Source organism: Leifsonia tongyongensis (assembly GCF_010686705.1).
In the GTDB taxonomy this organism is placed as follows: domain Bacteria; phylum Actinomycetota; class Actinomycetes; order Actinomycetales; family Microbacteriaceae; genus Diaminobutyricibacter; species Diaminobutyricibacter tongyongensis.
In genome coordinates this window covers 577,295-595,641 of sequence record NZ_JAAGWY010000001.1, presented here as the reverse complement: position 1 = coordinate 595,641, position 18,347 = coordinate 577,295, and the positions used below count along the sequence as shown (strand labels likewise).

General features: G+C 67.5%; 17 protein-coding genes. 5 read left to right on the top strand and 12 right to left on the bottom strand.

Annotated features, from left to right (window positions below; translation table 11 throughout):
• The first annotated feature begins 9 nt into the window (after window positions 1-9).
• Both G3T36_RS02860 and G3T36_RS02855 read left to right on the top strand, forming a co-directional pair.
• A complete protein-coding gene (locus G3T36_RS02860; protein ID WP_163287896.1) occupies window positions 10-264 on the top strand; it encodes an acyl carrier protein in 255 nt (84 codons plus the stop codon).
• A 4-nt stretch (window positions 265-268) separates the two neighbouring features.
• The gene (locus tag G3T36_RS02855) at window positions 269-2,059 is read left to right on the top strand and encodes an asparagine synthase-related protein (protein ID WP_163287895.1); all 1,791 of its coding nucleotides are present in this window, start codon (window positions 269-271) and stop codon (window positions 2,057-2,059) included.
• Window positions 2,060-2,066: 7 nt separating this feature from the next.
• Here G3T36_RS02855 and G3T36_RS02850 read toward each other — a convergent pair whose 3' ends face one another.
• The 3 genes from G3T36_RS02850 to G3T36_RS02840 are packed head-to-tail and all read right to left on the bottom strand — an operon-like array spanning window position 2,067 to window position 5,111.
• Window positions 2,067-2,966, bottom strand: coding sequence for a glycosyltransferase family 2 protein (locus G3T36_RS02850; RefSeq protein WP_163287894.1), 900 nt, complete (start codon window positions 2,964-2,966; stop codon window positions 2,067-2,069).
• Between the two features lie 10 nt (window positions 2,967-2,976).
• Window positions 2,977-4,287, bottom strand: a complete 1,311-nt coding sequence (locus G3T36_RS02845; RefSeq protein ID WP_240148235.1) for an O-antigen ligase family protein — start codon at window positions 4,285-4,287, stop codon at window positions 2,977-2,979.
• Window positions 4,284-5,111 (bottom strand): hypothetical protein, encoded by an 828-nt coding sequence (locus tag G3T36_RS02840; RefSeq protein ID WP_163287893.1) that lies wholly within the window; start codon window positions 5,109-5,111, stop codon window positions 4,284-4,286. Before G3T36_RS02840 ends, G3T36_RS02845 begins: the two co-directional genes overlap by 4 nt.
• Before the next feature lie 128 nt (window positions 5,112-5,239).
• Between G3T36_RS02840 and G3T36_RS02835 the strand changes: the two genes are divergently transcribed.
• Entirely contained in the window at window positions 5,240-5,842 is a 603-nt protein-coding gene (locus G3T36_RS02835; protein ID WP_205244994.1) for a hypothetical protein, read from the top strand.
• A 10-nt stretch (window positions 5,843-5,852) separates the two neighbouring features.
• On the opposite strand, the gene G3T36_RS02830 is transcribed toward G3T36_RS02835, so the two are convergent.
• Together G3T36_RS02830 and G3T36_RS02825 are read right to left on the bottom strand one after the other, a co-directional pair.
• The gene (locus tag G3T36_RS02830) at window positions 5,853-6,506 is read right to left on the bottom strand and encodes a polysaccharide deacetylase family protein (RefSeq protein WP_205244993.1); all 654 of its coding nucleotides are present in this window, start codon (window positions 6,504-6,506) and stop codon (window positions 5,853-5,855) included.
• On the bottom strand, window positions 6,503-7,381 hold the full coding sequence (locus G3T36_RS02825) for a glycosyltransferase family 2 protein (protein ID WP_163287891.1): 879 nt from the start codon (window positions 7,379-7,381) through the stop codon (window positions 6,503-6,505). Before G3T36_RS02825 ends, G3T36_RS02830 begins: the two co-directional genes overlap by 4 nt.
• Before the next feature lie 62 nt (window positions 7,382-7,443).
• On the opposite strand from G3T36_RS02825, the gene G3T36_RS02820 reads away from it, so the two are divergent.
• The gene (locus G3T36_RS02820) at window positions 7,444-8,370 is read left to right on the top strand and encodes a GNAT family N-acetyltransferase (RefSeq protein WP_163287890.1); all 927 of its coding nucleotides are present in this window, start codon (window positions 7,444-7,446) and stop codon (window positions 8,368-8,370) included.
• Between the two features lie 53 nt (window positions 8,371-8,423).
• Here the strand turns inward: G3T36_RS02820 and G3T36_RS02815 are convergent, their stop codons facing one another.
• Window positions 8,424-9,998 carry a DUF4082 domain-containing protein gene (locus G3T36_RS02815; protein ID WP_163287889.1) on the bottom strand — a complete coding sequence of 525 codons (1,575 nt, stop codon included), beginning with the start codon at window positions 9,996-9,998 and terminating at the stop codon, window positions 8,424-8,426.
• Window positions 9,999-10,460: 462 nt separating this feature from the next.
• On the bottom strand, window positions 10,461-11,663 hold the full coding sequence (locus G3T36_RS02810) for a hypothetical protein (RefSeq protein WP_163287888.1): 1,203 nt from the start codon (window positions 11,661-11,663) through the stop codon (window positions 10,461-10,463).
• A 252-nt stretch (window positions 11,664-11,915) separates the two neighbouring features.
• Between G3T36_RS02810 and lhgO the strand changes: the two genes are divergently transcribed.
• Window positions 11,916-13,118 (top strand): L-2-hydroxyglutarate oxidase, encoded by a 1,203-nt coding sequence (gene lhgO / locus G3T36_RS02805; protein ID WP_163287887.1) that lies wholly within the window; start codon window positions 11,916-11,918, stop codon window positions 13,116-13,118.
• Between the two features lie 273 nt (window positions 13,119-13,391).
• On the opposite strand, the gene G3T36_RS02800 is transcribed toward lhgO, so the two are convergent.
• From G3T36_RS02800 to G3T36_RS02780, 5 genes are all read right to left on the bottom strand, one after another.
• A complete protein-coding gene (locus tag G3T36_RS02800) occupies window positions 13,392-14,405 on the bottom strand; it encodes a TolB-like translocation protein (protein WP_163287886.1) in 1,014 nt (337 codons plus the stop codon).
• Window positions 14,402-15,793, bottom strand: coding sequence for an MFS transporter (locus tag G3T36_RS02795; protein ID WP_163287885.1), 1,392 nt, complete (start codon window positions 15,791-15,793; stop codon window positions 14,402-14,404). The genes G3T36_RS02800 and G3T36_RS02795 overlap by 4 nt, the downstream gene beginning before the upstream one ends.
• Before the next feature lie 11 nt (window positions 15,794-15,804).
• Window positions 15,805-16,161 (bottom strand): hypothetical protein, encoded by a 357-nt coding sequence (locus G3T36_RS02790; protein WP_163287884.1) that lies wholly within the window; start codon window positions 16,159-16,161, stop codon window positions 15,805-15,807.
• Window positions 16,158-16,463, bottom strand: coding sequence for a hypothetical protein (locus G3T36_RS02785; RefSeq protein WP_163287883.1), 306 nt, complete (start codon window positions 16,461-16,463; stop codon window positions 16,158-16,160). Before G3T36_RS02785 ends, G3T36_RS02790 begins: the two co-directional genes overlap by 4 nt.
• Window positions 16,464-16,556: 93 nt before the next feature.
• Window positions 16,557-18,095 carry a sugar transferase gene (locus tag G3T36_RS02780; RefSeq protein ID WP_163287882.1) on the bottom strand — a complete coding sequence of 513 codons (1,539 nt, stop codon included), beginning with the start codon at window positions 18,093-18,095 and terminating at the stop codon, window positions 16,557-16,559.
• Window positions 18,096-18,347: the final 252 nt, after the last annotated feature.

Below are 18,347 nucleotides of genomic sequence, written 5' to 3'. Positions count from 1 at the left end.
AACGACCGCATGCCCGAGACCGTTGACACCATCCGAGAGGTGCTGATCGACACGCTGGAGCTCACGCAGAGCCCGGATGAGCTCACCCGCGAGACGGCGCTGTTCGGTGCGCTTCCCGAACTCGATTCCTTCGGTGTCGTCACCCTCGTCGTCGCGATCGAGGAGCGCTTCGACATCGTGATCGACGACGACGAGTTCGGCGAGGACCTCTTCGAGACCGTCGGTTCCCTTACCGACTTCGTCGATGCGAAGCTCGCCGCCTAGCGCCATGACCCGCGCGGCGGTCCTTCCCGGGATGCTCGCCTCCAACGTCGGCGCCGTCCCGGCCGAGGTGGGCGCGGTCGTCGGCACATTCTCGGAGATCTGCACAGTCTCGGAGACCAGCACAGTCTCGGAGCTCGGTGCCGGCGCGGTCCGGATGGCGTACTGGGGTCTCAGCCCGACCGAGGACGGGTGCACCCTCGTCCTTTCGCGCGTTGCGCGCCGATCGGGAAGGGCCGTGGCCGGCTCCGAGATCGCGGGCCTGATGCGCGACGACTCGCGTGCGCTCACCCGCCTGCTTCCGCCGTTCGCCGCAGCGACCCTGCACGACGACGCGGTGACCATGGTCGCCGACTCGATGGGCTTCCGGCAGCTCTTCCACAGCGATCCGCAATCGCCGGGTGCCGGAACGCTCTCGACCTCGGCGCTGCTGGCCGGCTGGGCCCGTGGCGCTCAGTTGGACCGGACCGCCGTCGCGGTGCAGTCCCTGCTGGGCTGGCAGCTCGGTCAACGCACCCTGTTCGACGGCATCCTGAAGTTGGCGCCTGCGGCTATCGCGCGTCTCGGCGTCGACGGAGTCAGCCTGGCCGAGGTGGCGCCCGCGCCCGCAGAGCCGATCTCTCTGGATCGCGCCGTTTCCGAGGCTGCAGCGATTCTCCGCGCCTCAGTCGAAGCTCTGCTCGACGATCAGCCGGACGCGGTGCTGCAATTGACCGGCGGCCTCGATTCGAGGCTCCTGCTGAGCGCTGTACCGGTCTCCCGGCGACGAGGGCTCCATGCGATGACACTCAGCGTGCCGGGCAGCGGGGACGTCGCAATCGCCGGGGAGATCGCCTCGCGATTCGGCATCGAGCACGAGGTGCGTGGCCTCACCGACCTCGGTGGACTCGACCCGGAGGAGGGCTGGGAGCTGTGCCGGGACGCCGCGTTCCGACTGGACGGGATGTCCGACCCGGTCGCCCTCGCAGCCCTCGGTGTCGCCGAACGCGGGTTCACCCAGGGAGTGCGTATCTCCGGTCTCGGCGGTGAGGTGGCGCGCGGCTTCTATTATGTCGGCCGTGTCCGGGACCGCCCATACACCCGCGCCGACGCCGAGAAGCTCGCCGCCTGGCGCATGTTCGTCAACGAGGCGGTCGAGCCTGGTCTGCTCACCGCTGACTTCGCGGATTGGGGTCGCGAGGCTGCGAACGCCGAGGTGTACGCCGCCCTCCGTCGCGGGGGTGACGAGTGGTTCCGTGCGACGGATGCGCTCTACCTCCGCGATCGCATGCAGCGATGGGCGGGTGCGACGGACACGGCCGTCGGCTACCGGCGGGTCGTGGTGAATCCGATGCTGGAACCGGACTTCCTCGGACTCTCCGCGCGCCTGACTCCCCAGGACAAAGCCCATGCGCGTTTCCTTGCGACCCTGCAGCTGGAGTTGGATCCCGAACTCGGGCGGCTTCCCCTGGAAGGCCGGCCGAGCCCCGCCGCTTACGCGCAGCCGTCGCTGTGGGATCCGGTGGCTCAGACTCTGCACACCGGCCAACGCCTCGCCCGCAAGGCGATCCAGCGCGCCCGCCGAGGGAATCGACCTCCGGCTGGGGGAGACGTGCTGGCTCAGAAGGTGGTCCAGTGGTGGCGCCGGGAACCTCACACCCTCGACCCGCTGGGTGCGACGGATTTCGTGAGCGCGAACTGGCTGCAGGACATGCTCGCCGGCACGATCGAGCCGCGGCCGAGTTCCGTCGGATTCCTGACGAATCTGATCGTCGCAACAGGAGGGCCCCAGCCGGACCGCAGCGCCGGCTCCTCGTAGCCCATGCTCAGCGCGGGATCAGCTTGCGACTTGCGCCCAGGGCCGGCGGCCGCCGCGACGGCTGGAGGAGAGCCCGCGTCGTCGGCCAGGACTTGTCATGCCCGAGAACGGCCCGACGGAACTCGACGAGCACAGTCAGCCCGAAATAGATGCCGGCTCGGATCGGACCCCGGCGCCGCCGGTACAGGCGGATGCGGTTGAGCATCTTCATGGTGTGCGTCGTCGCGCTCTCACCTGAACCGCCGCCGATGTGGACCGCTCCGGCGTTCGGTGTATAGACGGTCGCCCACCCCGCGTCCTTGGCCCGGAGGCTCAGGTCCGTCTCCTCCGAGTAGAGGAAGTAGCTCTCGTCGAGGCCGTTCATCGCCTGGAAGCACTCGGCACGCACGAGAAGGATGGCTCCCACGGCCCACTCCACCTCGTGCTCGGTCTCATACTCACGAGGGTCTTCGATGCGCTCCTGGAAGAAGGGCAGTCCCGTAAAGCTCAGGCCGCCCACCCGCGCCATCGTGGGCCCCCGGCGAAGCGTGGGCGACAGGCTGCCGTCGGCCTCACGGGTGCGGGGCGCGACGATGCCGTTGCCCGGCTTTCTCAGCACGTCGAGCATCCGGGGTATGCACTCCGGGTCGAGGGTCGCGTCCGGGTTCAGGATCAGAATCGCCTCGGCGTCCGGCGATGCGGCGACGGCGGTGTTGATCCCGGCCGCGTAACCGCGGTTCGTCGAGGGGATCGCCACGCAGTCGGAGCGCTGCCCGAGCCGATCGAGCGTGCCGTCGACGGACCCGTTGTCCACGACGACCACCGAGTAGCTGAGACCTGCCGCCGCTGCCGGGATCGTGTCCAGCAGTTCGTCGATATGGTTCTCGCTGTTGTATGTCACGACCACTGCGGCGACATCAACGGTCATGGCGGTGATTTTACAGTAGCCGAGTGAAATTCGCCCCGGTGCGTTCGATCCGCCGCAGGGAACCGGCCAGACCGAGGACGAGGAACAGGGTCCCCATGGTCATCGGGAAAGCGAACGCATCGAAAGTGAACAGGCAGACAGCGCCTGTCGCGATCGCAGCGGCCAGAGCCAGCGCCAGATCCCTCGTACCATCGTCACGGACCGAAGCACGCAGACGAACCATCGAAATGAAGCCGCTGAGGAGGAGCGCGACGAAGGCGACCGCACCGACGACTCCGACCGTCACGAGGAGCAGCAGGTATTGGTTGTCGAAGATGCGGTAAATGGGCAGGAAGGTGCCGAGGCCTCTTCCGAACAACGGTTTTCGCAGGAGGAACTCCGCTGCGAGAGAGTAGCTGTCCGTGCGGGAGGCGATGCTCGGATCGTTGGACGCCCCGGCGAACAGGTTGATGATCGACTGGAGGAGGCCGGGTGTCACCACGCTCAGTGCCGCGACGCCGGCGACGATGATCGCGAGAACCCTCAGGCGGCGCGTTCGGTTCCATCCGATCAGGCACACGACGAGACCGACCGCAACGCCCAGATAGGCCGAACGCGACGAGGTGAGCGGGACGACCGCCGCCAGCGCTGCGGCTGGCAGCCAACGGACAAGGAAACGGCGATGGGTCTGATTGAAGCCGACGTACAGGGCGAGCGGGAGGATGATGGTGATCAGCGTTCCGTACTCGATCGGATGGGTCGCGGTCCCAGAGGGTCGGACGCGCCCGCCCCTGGCATTCAGGCCGTAACCCGGTGTGCCGGTGAGTCCAGGAATAGAGAGCTGGTCGACCCAGAGTTGCTTGGTGAGCACCTGCACGATCCCGAGGAGTGCGATCAGTCCGCCGCAGATGCAGATGCGCCAGATGAGCGTCTCGAGCCGGCTTCGGTTGGGGATGTTGTCGTTCGTGAGCAGTAGGGTCCCGCCCCACGATGCAAGCGACAACAGGGCCACATCCGCCGGACTGACCTCGGCGGGACTCATCGGGCCCGACATCGCCAGGACATAGGAGATCCCGACGGTGACGAAGAAGATCCCGAGTGCGAGCCGGACAGGCTGAGTGCCCCCCGGCACCGCCCGCACGGTGCCCAGCCTGATGAACAGCCAGAGGATGAGGCTTGCCACACCGAACAGCATCGACGGGGCACCTGCGCTCCCCAGGGGACCGACAATGAGACGCGTCGGTATGAACAGCAACAGCATCACGTAGAACGTGAGCCACCCGACAGCGTCGACCTGGCCGGTCGCCAGGCGTCGTTCCACAGGGGCGAGCGCTGTGGTCAAGGCTCCTGCCTGGCTGCGGCCGGAACGGGACCTATGAACTCCGCAACCATGTCGCCCGGATCCGGATCCGGGTCAGGGTCCAGGTCTCCGTTCTCGTCGGCCGAACTCGACGCCATCGCTGCACCGTCGTGGAGGGTGTGTGACGGGCGGGACGTCTCGGTCGGCTCTTCGGGGTCGATCGGCTCAGCTGGGACGTGGGCGACCGCCTCGGCGCGCGCTCTCTTCCGTGCCTGCCGACCCAGCAGCAGTCCGTCGAGCGCGAACGCGATGACGCCCGTGACCACCAGGCCGACGAGGACTGCCGCAATCATCGTCCGGATGGTGGCCGCGTAGTCCGCCTTGGCCTTTGCATCTATGGTCAGGGGCATCGACGTTATGACCGCGTCGGGAGGCGCAGACACCGCGGTCTGAAGACCGTGCAACTCCACTGGAATCTGGTTGGTGATGTAATCGAGCGCGCCCAGGGTCTTCGCCGGCGTCTTGTCGGTCACGTCGACCTCGATGATCGGTCCGCGCGTCGAGCTGTTGATCGACACCACGTATTGAGCTGTCGGCGCGTTCGCTTTGACGTCTGCCTGTGCCGAGGCGCCGGAGAAGTATGCCACGAGGATCTCGGCCGGCTGATCCAGGTCGGAAAGCGCCAGCAGCGGGTTCCCGCCGAGGCCGACGGTTGACGTGGAAGGCAGCAGGAGCACAAGTCCGCTTGCGGTATAGCTGGGGGGAGCGATGCGATACGCCCCATAGGCGAGTCCGGCGGTCATCAGGAGGCCCGCTACAAGGACGTACCATCGGCGGCCGAGCGCGCGGATCACGTCGCGTGTCACGATGTTCCTCCCTCGGAGCGTACCTCTAGCGCCCGACTGACGCGCAGCGAGTCATGAGTTAGTCTAAACGAGGGACACTCATGACTTTGCGGCAATTTTTCAGCGCCTGCCTCCGACGGTGGCCGATTGTGCTCGTGGGAGTCCTCTGCACGGGCCTTGCGGCATTCGCAGGCCTCGGCGACAAGGGCGTGTATTACACGCGCACGCAGATCGTCTTCCTGGCTCCGATCAGCACCGCCTACCCCAATGCCCTCGCAACGCGGTCCGAGGACATCATCGACGCTGCCGGCGCGGTCGCGAAGAGCGTCACCGGTCCCGATCCGGTGACCAAGTACGCGTCACCCGACGTGACCCTGGTCGGCACCGGTATCCGCGACGGATGGTCGCTGGTCGTCCCCGATACGGGTGGTCAATGGGCCACGAATTTCCCGAGTCAGATCCTCAATCTCGATATCGTGGCACCGGACCGCGCGACTGTGCTGCAGCGCCAGACGACGATTCTCCGACGTGTTCAGGAGAATCTGGACAAGCTTCAAAGCACGAGGCATGTCACGCCGATCAATGAGATCACGATCACGACCGCGCCGAGGTCGACGGTGATCTACCACGTCGGAGGCAGTAAGCCCCGGATGCTGGGGATGACCGCGGCTCTCGGCATCGGTCTCACGGCAGCGGTGATCGTCCTCGCCGAACGTTTCGGACGTCGACGGCCTACGCGTTCCCGTCGGTGAGTGCTCGTGCTCAGCGGAGCCGCTTGACGGCGCTGCGGGTGCGGCTGCGCAGGTCGGCGAGACGCGCACGATCCGTGATGAGGTGGCGCACCGTCGCGACCGTGTCGGCGGCCGTGAGACTGTAGCGCGGCTGCAACCACGCCGACGAACGCGCGGGATAACGGTCGCTCGAGAAGACCGTCCGATACTCACGATGGCGCAGCTGCGCCAGCAGTCTCCGGTCATACCGCCCGAGCGGGAGTGCGGCGTCATCGATCCTGCCACCGCTGGCTTCGGCCAGAGCCTCCCGCGCATCCACCAGCTCGCGCTGCTGCTCCTGTGTGTTCAAGCCGCGCCAGGGGACGTGTGCCCAGCCGTGCGTGCCGATCTCCATTCCGGCGGCCCGAAGCGCGCGCAGGTCGCTCGGATTCAGGCTGTGCGACTCCTCGAGCCGTCCGGCAATTGGGAAGAACGTCGCGTGCAGACCTCGTTCGACAAGCGCCGGGAGGCCGGTCTCGATGTCTGAGACGTTGCCGTCGTCGAAGCTGAGGCGCACGTCGGGTCGTTCCCGGACTTCGTCGAGGACCGCGAGGAATACGTCACGCTCGATCCAGTACCTTTCACCCCCAGCCTCGCGTTCCCGGCTGCTGTCGCCGATGCCATGGAAGCAGATGTTGATCGTCATGAGCGTCCTTCCGCCCGGCCGGAGGCGGACCCGCCCCGGGTGCTCTCGTCGCGTCCCCAGGTGCGCGATATGTCCTGAACCTGACGCCGGGCCAGGATGGCAGCGGCGAGGGTGATCGAGACGTAGGCGATCGCGGAGGGGGCGAGTCGTGGATGGGGGAGAACCACCTCAGTGAGCCACGCCCATCGCTGCGGCCTCCGCACCGTGAGTGCGAGCGTGCCGTCGGCGCCCGCGGCACGCATCTGCGCGTTCCCTCTCCGCACGCGTTCGAGGCGTCGAAGCAGATCCCGCGTCGTGTGGGGGGCCTCGACCGTGACTTCGACATCGTCCACAACCGCACGTTCCGTCTCTGTATAGAGGGAATCGAGGAAGAGGTCGTCGGCTATCAAGGAGGGAAAGGCCGGGAACCGTGCGCGTCCTTCCTCGGACAGGACGATCACTCCACGGCCGAACAACCCCGTCTGGAAGACGGGCAGTCGCTCGTTGATCGCGAAATACGCGCGTACCGGCCAGGGGCGCCCGCTTGTCTCGAGTCGCCGTCGCGGGACGACGGCGAGGCAGCCTGCCCCAGACCCCAGCCGTGTGGTGAAGGACGAGAGGGCATGAGGGGGCAGGATGATGTCGGCATCGAGATAGATCCGCGGAAACGTCGTCGCGACGGCATCGCCGGCATTCAGTGCGGCCGTCTTACCCGGTTCCGGTCGGTCGACGACCTCGGCGCCGGCTCGACGAGCCACCTCAGCCGTGCGGTCGGTGCAGCCGTTCGCGCTGACCACCACCTGGACGTCTTCCCCGAAATCCTGCTCGGCGATCGCGCGAAGGCAGGCTCCGATGAGGTGCTCTTCGTTGTGAGCGGCGATCACGACGCTCGGCATCTGTACCCCCTGCGTACGTCAGGCGGCGTCCATCATGACGGCCTCGCCTCAGCGTAGCGGGAATGCGGAACGCAACGCTGGAGGATTATGTGTGCCCACCGGCTAATGTGAACGTCGTGAACCCTGGCGCGGCACCCGAGGTCAAGCCGATATCCCTCGACGATGCGATGGAGATCGCCCACTTCTTCCACGCACAGCTGAACGAGCGCGTCACGGCAGACCAGTGGGCCAGGCTCCTGATGCCACCGTGGGAGGACGGAAGTGCGCCGAATCGTGGGTTCCAGCTCGTAGCCGACGGAACTGTCGTGGGCGCCTGCGCCGCCGTCTATTCACACCGCGACATCGAGGGCGAGGGCCGCGCTGTGTGCAACCTCGCGGCGTTCTGCGTCCTTCCGGACTATCGGCCCCACAGTGTGCGGCTCGTCCGAGCGCTGCTGGGTCAGCGCGGGTACGTCTTCACGGACTTCTCGCCGAGCGGAAATGTCGTCGCGATGAATGAGCGCCTGGGCTTCCGGCACCTCGACACGGCAGGGCGCCTGTTGGTGAACCTTCCTTCGCCTGTTCCGGCCCGCGTTCGCGTCACTGATGATCCAGCTGTCTTGTCCGCACGGTTGCGAGGGCCGGACGCCGACGCGTTCCGTGATCATCGTCAGGCGGCTGCGACCCGCCACTTACTGGTCGAGACCGATGCAGCCTACGCGTACCTCGTCTACCGCAGGGAGCGGCGGAAGGGACTCCCGCTGTTCGCCGTTCCGCTGTATGTCGGTGGCGAACGCGACCTCCTGCGGATGGCGTGGCCGCGCGTCGGGGCGCATCTCCTGCGCCGCGGGCTGCCGTTCACCCTGGCCGAGCGGCGCCTGATCGGCTTCACGCCGAGTGGCCCCGGGCGGACGTTCGAGCACAACAGGTACAAGATGTTCCGCGACAAGGGCACCGATGGTGCGTCACTCGACTACCTCTACAGCGAGCTCACCCTCGTCGAGTGGTAGCGAAAAGCCTCCGGCGGTCGAGGTGACCGCCGGAGGCTTTTCAGCATGACCGACTAGTTCGCGGCTGCCGCGATCGAACCGTCGTCGTAGAGGTTGTTCGACCATAGGTCGCCAGGTGCACTGGTGTCGAACGAGGTGATCGGCCCCCACCAGCCACACTTGCCTGTGGAGCCCTTCTGGTAGACGTTGTTGAGGAACTGGATGTGGCTCGTCTGACCGGAGAACGGCTTGCCGGGCGTCGCTCCTCCGTAGGAGCAATAGCCCCCCGAGTCGGCCAGGATCAGGTTTCCGTTGACGATGTTCCCGGTTACGGGATCGAAGTCGGGGTATCCCGTGATCGCTGCGGAGCAACCGGCGTCGGGTGCCACGTCGGGAGCGTTGCACCCGATGGTGTTGTGGACCAGGTGGCTGTTCGTGTTGATGCGGATTCCCGACTCGTGATAGACGCCCGTCTTGTCAGTGAACTGATCATTGACGTAGGAGTCCTGCACCGTGCAGTTCGCGTAGCAGTTGATCGAGCGGTTGCCGCCCGTCACATGCACTCGAGTCGCAGTGAAGTTCGCGTCGCCGATGCCGGTCCCTGCCTTGTTCCCAGCGTCGACGAAGCTGTCGGTGATCGTGAAGGAGCCGACGTTGGCGGTGGCATCCGCATAGACGCCTCCGACGAGCTTGGAACGTGTGATGACGACGCCCTTCGCAGCAATCTCAAGGTTGCAGTTGATGGTCTTCGCGTCGATGACCACGTTAGGCGTCTGGATCGTGCACGGTCCGGTGTAGGCCGTCAGTGTCGTCCCCGCCGGCACGCCGGTGGTGGCAGGAGACGGGAAGCTTCGGCCGAGTGCCGTGATTCCGCCGGCCGGTGCAGGCGCGGGGGCAGGAGCCGGCGTCGGAGTCGGCGTGGCGGTGGGCACAGGCACCGGCGTCGGCGTCTGCGTCGGGACCGGCCTCGGAGTGGCCGTAGGTGTCGGGGTCGCGGTCGGCTTGGTCACTGGAGTCGTCGGAGCCGTCGGAGTCGTCGGAGCGCCCGCATCGGCGGCGAACACGATGTCAGCCAGGTAGTTCGAGCCCTTGTAGGTGCTCGTCGGCATCGCGTTCGACGTGCTGTAGCGGTAGACCCCGGCATTCGCGGGGAGCGCGAAGGGCCCGACGACATGGCTGGTGTAGAGGCTGTTCTCGGTGACGGAGTAGTGGCCCTTCGTCGCCAGGTAGGACGCGACGTACGTGGCGTGTGCCGTCAGCCGCACCGGCTTGGGGAGGGAGACGGTGTGCCACCCGACCGTCCGGCTGGGCGTGACGGAGACGCTCGCGAGAGCGGACCCCGACGAGGACCACAGGGTCGCCTTCGTGATCCCGGAGTCCTGCGGACCCTGGTAGTACTGCAGGGCGACCACGGTTCCCGGCAGCGAGGGTGAGAATTTCACCCCGAGATTCACCGAGTTGGTATCGGGGTCGGCTGCGACGACCGGCTTCAGGTCGTCCGGGAAGATCCCGACCGTAGCAGCTGTAGCGGCGGTGGACCCGGCGACGAGCGCCGTGACGGCGAGCGCAGTCGCAGCAAGGGCGGCTGCGCCGGCCTTGATCCATCGCTTTGGATTGGGGGATTGTGCGTGCCGGGGCTTCACGGGCATGCGTGTATTCCGTTCGTTTGTAACCGCAGTGATTCGTCGCGATCGTCGTTCAGGGGGATGCCCAGCGAGTCTCAACCCGCCGGATGCCCCCCATAGTAGGGTGGCGTCTGGTCGGGTTGCAAACGAGGGTCCTGAGCAGGGCCCTCGGCTGGACGGGTCTGACGAACTGGCGATCGCGGCGCCGATGTGGGTTCAGGCCAGTGAACCAGCGGCTCACGGAGTCCTGGTGACGAGACCGCAAGCGCTTTCATTTCTCGCAGGTCGCATCCGGAAAAAAGCTTCAGGAAGGCGGCTCCCTAGCCCGCCTCCCGGCCCGGTTCCAGGGGCCGGAGCGAGGGGCGACCGCGGGTTGAAGCGGCGTCGATCGACTACGGAACCTAGAAGTGATGAAGTTTCATTAATAGGGACGCTAGTCGATGACCGCTCGGGGCGGATACCCCGAATTATGGGGGTGGGGTTCGCTCAGCGCCGACTCGGGGTGTCGCCGTCGACAGCCCTCCACGCATAGAGGAGCCAGCCGAGCTCATACGGCCGGCACTCGTAGTCGATGCGGCTCACGGGGAAGAGCCTGTCGATTCCGGGCGGGCGCCATCCGCGGTGGATGCGCGAGGTGGCGGCAGCAAGCAGGCGAACGGTCTTGCCGGGCTCGCGTCGACCCGCCTTGCGCCAGATCAGGGCGTTGTCCTCCGACACGAGCTCATCATCCACTTCGGGATGCGTTCGCAGCCAGTCGAGGCCGCGGTAGACCGCATCCGAATGATCCGTACCGCCCGCGGCAGCCAGGTCGAACAGTGCCATGGGAGCCATGGCGTGCTGGTGCACGCTGTAGACGGGATAGCGTTCGACGACCGATCCGTCGCGGGCGTCGTAATGCCACCACCACTGACCGGCGTCGCCCTGCACTGCGCAGAGGCGATCGGCGCAGCGCTCGGCCGCCGCCAGGGCTTCGAGGTCTCCGCCCAGCGCGGCGAGCCGTGCGAGCGCCTGTATCGGGTAGGCCTGGTCGCCGAAGCTTCCGACGTGTGCCCGCAGCCGGCCGAACGTCGTGGGTGGCAGCGCATGCGCGAAGATGCCCGCGGATCCCTGGGTGGCCAGGAGCCGCTGCCGGCCGATCGTGGCGATACCGGCCGCGTGCGGCGCCGAGGGGTCGACCGCGATGGCGGCGACGGCCGCGCTGAGAATCCAGGCGGTGTCGACGGTGGAGAGCGGATGCCCTGCGTCGAGAATGCCGGCCAGCCGTTCGAGGAGGGCCGGGTCGGGTGACCCGCCGACCTCCGCGGCTGCCCACGCGACGAGCGCGAGGGCTCCGGGTTCGCGGGAGTCGGCGGCCCGGTTCACGGCAGCCGCGACCAGGTCACGAGCGGTGGATCCGTGGAGGACCGCGCGCTGGGTCTCCACGGCGACCGTCCCGAGGCCGAGGGCGACGATGGCCGCATACCGGAGGTTCCTGCCTTCACGACTCAGGGCGCCGGAGGGCGAGGTGTGCGATTCGCGGACCGTCTGGCTGAATTCGAGAGTGTCCGTGATGAAGGACGCCGGGAGGCCGCGCAAGGCGAGATCGGTGTAGTCGCGCACCCTCGTCATGTGGAGCGGCCGCGTCGGGGTGGCTGCCGCGGCCCGTCCGGCCCGCGGTCTCCTCGGTGCACGCGAAGCGATGGTGCTCACAGTTGCTCTCCCTTTCGGCGGGTAGCTGTGGATCTGACACGAACGCGGGTTGGGGGGCGGAGGCCGGCGCCCTCGGGCTGTTTATTGCGAATTCACAGAAGTGAAAATTGCTCATATCATAGTGGTACTCACGCTACTCGCCGCGCGAAAACACGGACCCCCCAAAACGAGGGTGAAAAATCCTCACGTCTTTCCTTCCCTGTGCCGCGTCGCCCTACGATCGAGATCGCCCGCCCCGAACAAGGAACCCAGATGCCCGCAACCTCGGTGACGATCATCGGCGGCGGAATCCTGGGTCTCGCCGTCGCCGAACGGCTCACCCGCCAGGGACGCGCTGTGACGCTGCTCGAGAAGGAGCACACCTGGGCGGCCCACCAGACCGGCCACAACTCCGGCGTCATCCACGCTGGCCCCTACTACGCGCCGGGCTCGCTGAAAGCCCGGATGTGCGCGGCCGGCAACCGCTCGATGGTCGAATTCGCCCACGCGAACGGCATCCCGTACCGGATCCCCGGCAAACTCATCGTCGCCGTCGACGAAGCCGAACTGCCCAGGCTGGCTGTGCTCGCGGAACGTGCGGCGGCGAACGGGGTGCCGTCTCGGCTCATCTCCGGCCAGGATGCCCGCGAATACGAGCCGCACGTCCGGGCCGTGCAGGCACTCCGGGTCGAGACGACAGGGATCATCGACTACGCGGCGGTATCGCGGAAGCTCGCCGAGCTTGCCGCGTTCCACGGGGGCGAGATGCTCACCGACGCGCGGGTCGAGGCGATCGTGCCCACTGCATCCGGAATCCGGGTCGTGCACAGCAAGGGCGAAGTCGAAAGCGAGCTGCTCATCAACTGCGGCGGCCTGCAGGCCGACCGCATTGCACGGATGGCCGGGGTCGAGCCCGAGGTGCGCATCGTGCCGTTCCGCGGCGAATACTACGAGCTCGTGCCCGAACGTCGAGACCTGGTCAACGGACTGATCTACCCGGTTCCCGACCCCGAGCTCCCGTTCCTCGGCGTCCACCTGACGCGCATGATCGACGGGACGGTGCATGCCGGCCCCAACGCCGTGCTGGCGCTGGCCCGTGAAGGGTACGACTGGCGCACGGTGAGCATCCGCGACGCTGCCGACGCGATCGGCTACCCCGGATTCCTGCGCATGGCGAGCCGCAACATCGGCACGGGCGCGAACGAGGTGCTGCGCTCCCTGTCGCGGCGGCTCTTCGCCCGCAGCCTCGCCCGCCTCGTGCCGGAACTGCGCACCGCCGACATCGTGCGCGCGGGCTCCGGGGTGCGGGCCCAAGCGGTGCGGCGCGACGGGAGTCTCGCCGACGACTTCGTCATCCAGACCGCGCCCGGCCAGGTCCACGTACTGAACGCGCCCTCACCGGCCGCGACGAGCGCGCTCGAGATCGCGGCGTACATCTCGCGTGCCGCCGGCCTCGAGCCCGAGCTCGAGCTCTAGCCGGGGCCGCGCCCCGCCCCGCGTCCCCTGGCGTTCATAAAACAGGAGTTCGTGTGACGGGAGGGACGAATGTGGCCCGATTCGGCGCATCCGCGTCCCTTTAGTTCACTCCTGTCACACGAACTCCTGTTTTACGAACGCGGTGCGTCCGGCGCCCGACGACGTCAGGAATTCAGGAATCCGTGTGACGGATGTGACGGATTCGGCCCGAAAGCACCCATCCGGCCCGACTGGCGTGCTCCGGTGGCCGAAGTTCCCGAATTGCTGCCGCGCTCAGCGCACGACGGATGGGGACCAGGCGTGTGCGAGGAACAGTTTCGGCGCACTCTTCCCATCCGCTGCGACCGACCACACGTTGCTGTCGCCGACGACCTTCGGGTTCGGCAGGCCGTACAAGAGGGTCGAGTCGTCAAGCCACAGGGCCTGGTCGTCGACGTTGTCCTTGACGGGGAGCACCGTCTCCGCGCCGGTCGACAGGTCGTACACCGCCAGCGTCCAGTACGGAGTCCCTGTGGTCGACACGTTCTTCTTGTAGGCGACACGGGTGCCGTCCGGCGACAGTGAGGGGCACTCGGCCGTCTCGTGGATCGCCGTCAGGGTGTGCGCCGCAAGATCCCCGCGAACGAGCCACGTGTGCCCGGCCGACGCACCTGTCGCATAGAACGTGTTGTCGTCCGGCGCGAACGTCACCCCCCAGAAGTTGCGGTCGGACGCCGTCACCGCCGCACCGTCGACGACGAACCGGAAGTCCTCGATGTTGCCGTAGTCCTTACCGGATGTCGACGAGATCGTCGTCTGGGTCGAGAAGCCCACGGTGCCGTACGACGAACCGGTGATGAACGAGGTCTGGGCGACGAGCTTCGAGTCGGGCGAGATGCGGGTGCGACTCGGGATGCCGGGTAGCGGCCACGTCTTCACCGCCTTCCACGACGGGTCGAAGAGCGTCGCGTTGAACTTCGTGACGACGCCGCGATCGACGTGCAGGCACATCTCGTAGTCGGCGGTGGCGTACACGCGGTCGCAGGCCTGCGACGTGACCGCGCGGGCGGCCGACGGGTCGTCGAGCGGCACGGAGGCGACGAGCCCGTACCCGGCGCCCGATGCGGTGTTGCGGAACACGATCCGCGGCCCGCTCGCCTTCGTCGTCGAGTCGACGGTCTGCACCTGGCTGGGTGCGCCCGCCCTGGCCTGGTAGTCGACGAAGGCGATGACCCCGTAGACGATCGCCCCGCCCAGGAGAACGACGGTGAGCCCGGCGAGCAACCACACGCGGGCACGGGATGTCATGCAGCCATCTTCCCCGACGATGCGGTGCGCTGCGTGAAGAACCCGCGTAACAGATAGGCGACGATCGGGATGACCGCAGCGAGCGCGATCGCGACGATGAACATTGCACTCTCGCGCCCGACCGCGAACCACAGCAGGCCGAAGCCGGTGGAGGCGACCAGGCGGCTGAGGGCGACGACGGTCTGCGCTGCAGCGATCCCGGTGCCGCGGCTCTCAGCGGGGGTGCTCTCGGAGGCGAGGGCCGCGAGGATCCCGTCGGTGGCGGCGTAGAACGTTCCGAGGAGGGCCAGGCACAGGATGGTCGTGGCTATGCCGGCGACGGGCACCGCTGCGAAGATGTAGGCCGCGAGCAGCGCGATGTGTCCGATGACGAAGACGCGGGCGCGCCCGAACCGGTCGGACAGCCTGCCGAGCGGGACCGCCAGGGCGAGGAACGCGATGTTGGTGCCCACGTACATGAGCGGGAACCACTCGGCGGCGAACGAGCTGCGGCTCTGCAGCACGAGGTAGATGAACCCGTCGCCGATCGTCAGCAGCCCGAACAGGCCCGAGACCAGCAGGACGCGGCGCAGCCGGGGGTCGTTCAGCTGGCGCCACCGGAACGGGTGGCGGGGTCGGTGGTCGGCCGCTGCGCGGTCGGCGCGCGGGCGCTTGTTGGGAACGAGGATCCCGAGGATGGCCACACCGAGGATCGCGCAGGCGAGCGAGACCACGAACACGGTGTTGTAGCCGTCGGGGATGAGGAAGAGGATCAGGAACGCGAGAAGGGGGCCCACCGCGGCGCCGACCGTGTCGAGCATCCGGTGCACGCCGAACGAGCGGCCGAGATTCGACGGCGTCGACGAGGCCGAGATGAGGGCGTCCCGTGGTGCGGTGCGCACGCCCTTGCCGAGCCGGTCGATCGTGACGATGGCGGTGATGGCGGCGAACCCGGTCGCGAACAGCAGCCCGATGCGCGCGATCGCCGAGACGCCGTACCCGAAGAAGGCGATCCACTTGGGCTGGTCGCCTTTGTCCGCCGCCCAGCCGCCCGCGATCCGGACGATCGCGCTGACACCCTGGTAGAGGCCGTCGATGAAACCGTAAGCCACGGTCGACAGGCCGAGGACGCCGGTGATGTAGAGCGGCAGGATCGCCGAGACCGACTCGGAGGAGATGTCGGTGAACATGCTCACGATGCCGAGGCTGACCACGACCGACGAGACGCGGGTGACGGTCTTGCGCGTGGTGCCGGTGGCGCTGGCGGATGCGGTCCCTGCGCTCTCGGGTACAGTGCCGGTCTCGGATTCGGTCGTGGTCGCGGTCGCGGATGCGGTCTCGGATCCGGATTCGGACTCGGGCTCGGCCGTCGCCGTATTCTTTCCGCGGTCGGAGAAGGAGAGGTACATCGTGGCCCCTGTCAGTTCTTCGCCGTGAAGGCGCCGTAGATGACGTACTTCGTGCCGCCGGTCACGGGCGTGGTGCTGACCGTGACCGAGTTCGTGCCGCGCTTGAATGTCAGCGCCGTCGCGCCGTTCAGCGCGGGCGACGCGGTGTCGTACATCCCGTACTTCGCGAGCGCTGTGCGGTAGAAAGCGAGGACGTCGGGGACGGCCAGCGACGACTTCGCGGTCAGCGCGACCTGGAGGTGCGCGCCCTGCGAGGCGACCGAGCTCGTCGTGATCGACGAATGCGGCGCGGCCGGAAGCAGTGCGCTCGGATAGCCGGTTGCCAGCGAGCCGACGGCGCTCGCCGTCTTCGGCAGCGGATTGCTCACGGGCTCGGGCAGTGCGGTCGACTTCGGCAGCCCCTTGCCTGCGGCGCCGGGATCACCTCGGTCGTGAACCGTTTGCTCTGCGGCGGCCCCGACTCGTCCCCGTCAGGGGTCGGGACGGGTGACGCGGTCGTGGGCGCGCCGGGAGCGTTGGACGAGGGCGACGAAGATGTGGACGAGGGGGAGGAGCCCGAGGTCGGGCCCTCGGCCGCCGAACGACCAGGAAGGTGGTCGACGGTCACTGCCCCGGCGATGATCAGCGCTGCGGCCGCAAGCCCGGCGATGATCCACGTGCGGGATCTCATGCCGGCACCTGCGCCGTCAGCGTGGTCGGTTCTGTTGTCTCGTTCACTCGCGTCGCCCCCAGGTCGTCGTCTGTGTGGTTGGTCGGTTGGGTCTCAGTACGCCCCGGTCGGATGGACCAGCACGTGGAACGTGCGCCAGAGGATGACGATGTCTCCGGTGAGCGACCAGTTCTCCACGTAGTACAGGTCGAGGCGCACGCTCTCGTCCCAGGAGAGATCGGATCGTCCGTTCACTTGCCACATGCCGGTGAGACCTGGCTTGATGTACAGGCGGCGGTGAACGTGTGTTTCGTACCCGTCGACTTCGCGGCGCAGTGGAGGCCGCGGGCCGACGAGGCTCATGTCGCCGACGAACACGTTCCACAGCTGTGGGAGCTCGTCGATCGAGAACTTGCGGATGAAGCGCCCCACGCGGGTGACGCGGGGGTCGTCCTTCATCTTGAAGAGCACGCCGGCGCCCTGGTTGCGCGCCTGGAGCGCGGCGAGGCCGGATTCCGCATCCTGAACCATCGAACGGAACTTCAGCATCCGGAACGTCGAGCCGTTGCGCCCGACGCGCTCCTGGCGGAACAGGGCGTCGCCTTTGGTGTCGAGGCGGATGGCGATGCCAACGGCGACCATGAACGGCAGCAGGACGAGCAGGGCCATGCCGCTGACCACCAGGTCGAGCGCGCGCTTGAGAACGTGTTTGCCACCCTCGAACTGCGGGATCTCGACGTGGATGAGCGGGAGGCCCTCGACGGGACGGAAGTGGATGCGCGGGCCGGCGACGTCGGTGAGGCGCGACGCCAGTACCAGGTCGGTCGCGGTGCCTTCGAGCGCCCAGCCCAGGTTGCGGATGAACGTGCCTCCGCCTTGCGGCTGGCCGGCGACGATCACGCTGTCGACATGCAGGTTGGATGCCGCCTGGGTGATCGTGTCGAGGTTGGCGACGATCGGGACGTCGCGGTCGCCTACGACGAGCTTGCCGGCACCGGGGTCTTCGAGTGCTGCACCGACGACGTTGTACGCCGCCCCCGACTTCTGCTGGATCTGCTTCACGACGTATTCGACGTCGTCACGGCCGCCCACGACGAGCGCGCGGGAGAGGTAGTGGTCGTAAGCGCGTTGTTTGAGCAGCCACTGCCGCCAGATCCAGCGGCTGCCCAGGAGTGCGGTGGCGCCGAGGGGCAGCGCCAGCACGAAATAGCCTCGGGCGATGTCGACCTTGGCCACCAGGAACGCGATGGCGAGGATCCCGAAGGTCAGCGCGCTGGCGTTGGCGACGCGCTTGTATTCGGACAGCCCCATCCCCACGACCCGGGGATCGCGTGTGTGGTACGCGTAGAGCGCGACGACCCAGGAGCTTCCGATGATGACGGAGATGGTGAAGTAGGCGACGGGGAACCCGGCCACCTGCGTCGCCACCCCGTCGATGCCGAAGCGTGCGACGAACGCTGCTGCGATCGAGGCGAAGATGATGATCGTGTCGGTCACGCGGAGGCGGGCGCGGTACGAGCGGGCCCAGGCGTGTTCCGACGAATGGAGCTGCGGAGCGCGCGGGGACGAGTTCGTGCCGGGCTCCGGTTCGACATACGGCCGGCGGGATCGGCGGGGGATGTCGACGAGCGGGCGGGGGCGGATGACCGTCATGGCCGGCTCCGTCCGACGCGTCCCGCGAATGAAGAACCGGCGGCGGCTGGGGGAAAGCCGTGGTCTCGAACGGCTTCGCCGCCGCCGGCTCCGACTGGGGGGAGGTTCGTGGCGCTCTGCTCGGCGGACCGCACGAACTGCGATCGGGCGAACGGCGGTCGATACGATGATCGACGCAGGTGAGACGCATTCACGAGGACTTTCCCTGCTATCGGGGTTACAGGCGTTACTTCGGGTTGCGAACGGGTGAAG

Bases quoted from the DNA above. Each gene is read 5' to 3' on its own strand.
- G3T36_RS02860 (WP_163287896.1), top strand. From the start codon at position 10: ATGCCCGAGACCGTTGACACCATCCGAGAGGTGCTGATCGACACGCTG.
- G3T36_RS02855 (WP_163287895.1), top strand. From the start codon at position 269: ATGACCCGCGCGGCGGTCCTTCCCGGGATGCTCGCCTCCAACGTCGGC.
- G3T36_RS02850 (WP_163287894.1), bottom strand. From the start codon at position 2,966: ATGACCGTTGATGTCGCCGCAGTGGTCGTGACATACAACAGCGAGAAC.
- G3T36_RS02830 (WP_205244993.1), bottom strand. From the start codon at position 6,506: ATGACGATCAACATCTGCTTCCATGGCATCGGCGACAGCAGCCGGGAA.
- G3T36_RS02825 (WP_163287891.1), bottom strand. From the start codon at position 7,381: ATGCCGAGCGTCGTGATCGCCGCTCACAACGAAGAGCACCTCATCGGA.
- G3T36_RS02820 (WP_163287890.1), top strand. From the start codon at position 7,444: ATGCGGAACGCAACGCTGGAGGATTATGTGTGCCCACCGGCTAATGTG.
- G3T36_RS02815 (WP_163287889.1), bottom strand. From the start codon at position 9,998: ATGCCCGTGAAGCCCCGGCACGCACAATCCCCCAATCCAAAGCGATGG.
- lhgO (WP_163287887.1), top strand. From the start codon at position 11,916: ATGCCCGCAACCTCGGTGACGATCATCGGCGGCGGAATCCTGGGTCTC.
- G3T36_RS02800 (WP_163287886.1), bottom strand. From the start codon at position 14,405: ATGACATCCCGTGCCCGCGTGTGGTTGCTCGCCGGGCTCACCGTCGTT.
- G3T36_RS02795 (WP_163287885.1), bottom strand. From the start codon at position 15,793: ATGTACCTCTCCTTCTCCGACCGCGGAAAGAATACGGCGACGGCCGAG.
- G3T36_RS02785 (WP_163287883.1), bottom strand. From the start codon at position 16,463: ATGAGATCCCGCACGTGGATCATCGCCGGGCTTGCGGCCGCAGCGCTG.
- G3T36_RS02780 (WP_163287882.1), bottom strand. From the start codon at position 18,095: ATGACGGTCATCCGCCCCCGCCCGCTCGTCGACATCCCCCGCCGATCC.